We start from the raw sequence: 3874 nt of genomic DNA on the forward strand, positions 1-3874 counted from the left end.
TGGCGCGCTGGTTTTTCCACTGGCAAGATCCACCAGTGTAAACAGTTCGCGAATTTCATGTTCACGGGCTTTTTTAATGGCCAGAAATGCAGTCTGGATAATCTCTGAGGTAGGCGTGTCATGATCAATACGCCACTTGCGCCCATAAACCAATTTTTGCTGCCGCAGATGTTCACCGCGATCATAATTTTCCCGGCCAATCATACCCACTTGCACATAAAGCCCACCGGCATCTTCATCCGCAAATAACAGAAACTGCGGCAACGACTCAATGTCTTGCAGAATTTCCCGCAGGGATAAGAGTGTTTGCTCGAATTGCAGATAATGCTGGGGGATTACCGGCTTTCCGTTGGGCAAGACAACCAAGGGCGCAGCGGGCATTTGGGTTTCACAACAGCTGCAGGGTAGATGGGTTTTCAGGTAGTGAACAGTCATAGCAATCTCAATCAGGCCAGAACATAGGATGTGTTCAGATTGCCAATTTCGATCTGCGATGAGAATAAGCCAAATTTCCAACACTCTATTTCTAAAACAGCAACAATAGCTCATTCGAAGCTATAAACAGGACCTGGCGCAGGAAACCATTATTACTGCTTCCGGAATAATCTATTAAGGTTTGTGACTATTCCTACCCAAATATTCAGGGCTAATAATGGCGACAACAACAACCGCTGGCGCTTTAGGTTTGTCGCCGGTTGTTACTAGACCAACACATCTGTTACCTGAGGAATCGCCCATGTCGGAAGTCACTCTTTATTCAACCGGAGCCTGCCCCTATTGCTCTGCTGCCGAATCACTGCTGAAACAGCGCGGCATTACTACCATCAACAAAATCCGTGTAGACCAATCGCGCACAGAATTTGAAACCATGCTGGAACGCACCGGACGCAAAACCGTTCCACAAATATTCATCGGCGACCAACACATTGGTGGATTTGATGATTTGGTGAAATGGGATCAGAGCGGAAAACTAAAACCTGAATAGAGTTTACTAAGAATCGAACAAGGGGGCATTGCCCCCTTTTTTTATTTCAACATTTTCACCAAAAATAAAAAACACAACTTCTCGTATCACCTTCTTACATCACCCAGTCACCGTTTAGATTCCTATTTTCAAAAACCTCATCCGTTCAATAAAAACTATTTATATAAAAACACCAATACAAATCGTAATGCCTGAGCAATTATTTCAATTTTGATAATAATCAATTGTAAATTTTAAGTATTCAACACCAAATTGAACATTGGCACTATGGCTCCTGTGCAGTTAGCACTCACCTTAAATTAATTTGGAGATCGAAAATGTCTAGCTCAAAAATGTTCAAAACTTTTCTGATGGCAGTAGGTATTTTTCTGACTGGGCACAGCTTTGCTGCTGACTCAGACGCAAATGCCGATGCGAATGATATCGCAATTCACGGCTACGACACCGTAGCCTACTTCACCGAAAGCAAACCGACTCAAGGATCTACAAAATTTACCGCAACCTACAAAAACACGATTTATCAATTCGCCAGTTCGGATAATCGCGATAAATTTCGTGCAAACCCCGAAAAATATGCTCCGCAATTTGGCGGCCACTGTGCGATGGGTGTAGCACTGAATAAAAAGTTGGATGTAGACCCTACTGCATGGCGGATTGTTGAAGGAAAACTTTACTTGAACCTGAATAAACAAGTTCAAGAAAAGTGGGTATCTGACATATCTGGCAATTTGAAAACTGCTTATGAAATCTGGCCATCAATTAAAGACAAACCCGCTGCATCTCTGTAACAACCACTCTTTGCTCTGCTGAAATACTTCAGCAGAGCAAAGTAAAAGAGGAAAATTATTATGAAACACCAACTCATTATTGCGTCTGCACTTGCTACCGTTTTAGCCGCAGGCCTGAGCAATCCAAGCTTTGCAGATAACGGTGGAAAGGAAAAATGCTACGGCATTGCAAAAGCCGCACAAAATGATTGTGCCAACCTGGCAGGCACGCACTCCTGCGCTGGTATGGCAACTACTGATAACGATCCCGGTGAATGGATGTTGGTAGCCAAAGGCACTTGTGAAAGCTTGGGCGGACTATCGAAAGAACAAGCAGAAGCAAAAGTGAAGCAACAACAATCGTCTTAATAGCTTCTTATCGTCCGTTAACCATTCAGGATCAAAACCATGACTACGTATTCTCAATTACCAGGGCGGCGTTTGAGCCCACATGCAGTAGGTGTTGGTCTACGTAGTCCGCACTACCAATCAGCACTCGAAAACGAAGACTTAGCACGATCACTAAAACCGGATTTTGTAGAAGTCCACGCTGAAAATTTCTTTGCGCGTGGAGGAATTAGTACACATCTATTGGCACAAGTGCGGGAAAAATACGCACTTAGCATTCACGGCACCTCTTTGGGTTTAGGTTCCTATGCGGGAATATCGCCCACACATTTAAACAGCATAAAAAATCTAAATGCCCGGGTTGAACCACATCTATTTTCTGACCACGCCGCATTTACGTTTGCGGAGATGAATGGACTATCAATTCACAGTGGCGATTTATTGCCCGTTGAACTAACTGAAAAATCTATTGCCACGTTTGAAGCTAACATCAACAAGGTTCAAGACACACTGGGCAGAACCATTTTGCTTGAAAATATATGCACCTATGTGCCTGCATCCTTGTTTTCTACCCAATCCGATGACTATAGCGAACCGGAATTTCTCGCAGAAATTTGTAAACGCACGGGGTGCGGTTTATTAATCGACCTCAATAATTTGGTCGTCAACGCCGTTAACGAACAGGAAAAACGGATTGATCACTACACCTACAATTGGCTAAGCCAAATTCCACCGCAGTATGTTGGTGAATATCACCTTGCTGGCTGCGCTTTAGTTAAACCGGGCGAAATTATGGTAGATGATCATAGCGAAGAAATTTCCCAGCCGGTTTGGGATGCCTATGAACAGGCGCTGACCTTAATTGGGCCTCGGCCCACGCTACTTGAGTGGGATACGCAACTCCCTTCGTGGGAGAAATTATTGCTGGAAGCGAGCAAGATTCGTGAATTTGCGCAGCAGGCGTTACATCATGAATAAAACAATTAGTCCTAACGCACAAGAGAATTTCCTGAAGGTAATTTGCAGCCCAAGTCTTTCACTCAATCCCGGCATTGCGGTTTATCAGCGCAATCGCTGGGCACAAGCCGAACGTGCGCTCGCGATTAGCTTCCCCACTCTTGCAAAATTGCTTGGGGAGGGATTTGGCAGACTCAGCAGAGAGTTTTTGCTCGCCTGTCCGAATCAATTTTCTGACTGGGGTGAATGGGGGGAAGAATTTACAGACTTTATTGCAACTCAGGTTTCCACTTCGCACTTGGCGTATTTGCCTGAGACGGCATTGCTTGATTGGTGTATTCACATCGCAGAGCGGGCACAAAATGTGGAATTCCTAACCGATTCGATTGCATTGTTGAGTGAACTGAATCCGGCGGATGTCGGTGTTAAATTTAACCCTCACATTCGCTTTATTTGGACTCACTACCCAGCTTTTGAAATTTGGAAAATGCATCAGGCAGATGCCGATTTTTCCGCCTGGTCTGAAAAAGCACGCGAAAAACTTCATCACCTTAATGCGTCGCCGCAATGCTTGGTTATTTCACGCCGTCACTGGCGAGCGATGCCAACTCCAGTTCGCGATAGCGAATATAAATTCATGAGTTCGCTATTACGGGGAAACTCGCTGCTCAGCGCACTCAACGAACTGCACAACACTGACTTTGATTTTTCCGTTTGGTTATCCAATGCCCTGTCGAACGGCTGGGTAACCGAATTTTATTCATTACCCACTCACTCGCCAAAGGATCCTAGTTTATGAACATCAGCAGCTATTACC

At 44.7% G+C, this 3874-nt stretch carries 6 protein-coding genes; 5 read left to right on the forward strand and 1 reads right to left on the reverse strand.

The features are described 5' to 3' along the window. The coding region (locus ACWA6V_RS18520) for a hypothetical protein (protein ID WP_449523879.1) at positions 1-435 on the reverse strand (435 nt) is incomplete at its 3' end. Positions 436-736: 301 nt separating this feature from the next. On the opposite strand from ACWA6V_RS18520, the gene grxC reads away from it, so the two are divergent. From grxC to ACWA6V_RS18545, 5 genes are all read left to right on the forward strand, one after another. Continuing rightward, the gene (grxC, locus tag ACWA6V_RS18525) at positions 737-985 is read left to right on the forward strand and encodes a glutaredoxin 3 (RefSeq protein WP_449523880.1); all 249 of its coding nucleotides are present in this window, start codon (positions 737-739) and stop codon (positions 983-985) included. 317 nt (positions 986-1302) lie between these two features. Then, the gene (locus ACWA6V_RS18530; RefSeq protein WP_449523881.1) at positions 1303-1773 is read left to right on the forward strand and encodes a YHS domain-containing (seleno)protein; all 471 of its coding nucleotides are present in this window, start codon (positions 1303-1305) and stop codon (positions 1771-1773) included. A 60-nt stretch (positions 1774-1833) separates the two neighbouring features. After that, positions 1834-2121 carry a BufA1 family periplasmic bufferin-type metallophore gene (locus tag ACWA6V_RS18535; RefSeq protein ID WP_449523882.1) on the forward strand — a complete coding sequence of 96 codons (288 nt, stop codon included), beginning with the start codon at positions 1834-1836 and terminating at the stop codon, positions 2119-2121. A gap of 39 nt (positions 2122-2160) precedes the next feature. After that, on the forward strand, positions 2161-3078 hold the full coding sequence (locus tag ACWA6V_RS18540) for a DUF692 domain-containing protein (protein WP_449523883.1): 918 nt from the start codon (positions 2161-2163) through the stop codon (positions 3076-3078). Beyond that, positions 3071-3856, forward strand: a complete 786-nt coding sequence (locus ACWA6V_RS18545; protein WP_449523884.1) for an HvfC/BufC family peptide modification chaperone — start codon at positions 3071-3073, stop codon at positions 3854-3856. The genes ACWA6V_RS18540 and ACWA6V_RS18545 overlap by 8 nt, the downstream gene beginning before the upstream one ends. The last annotated feature ends 18 nt before the right edge of the window (positions 3857-3874 follow it).

The sequence above is a fragment of the Cellvibrio sp. genome, assembly GCF_053579595.1.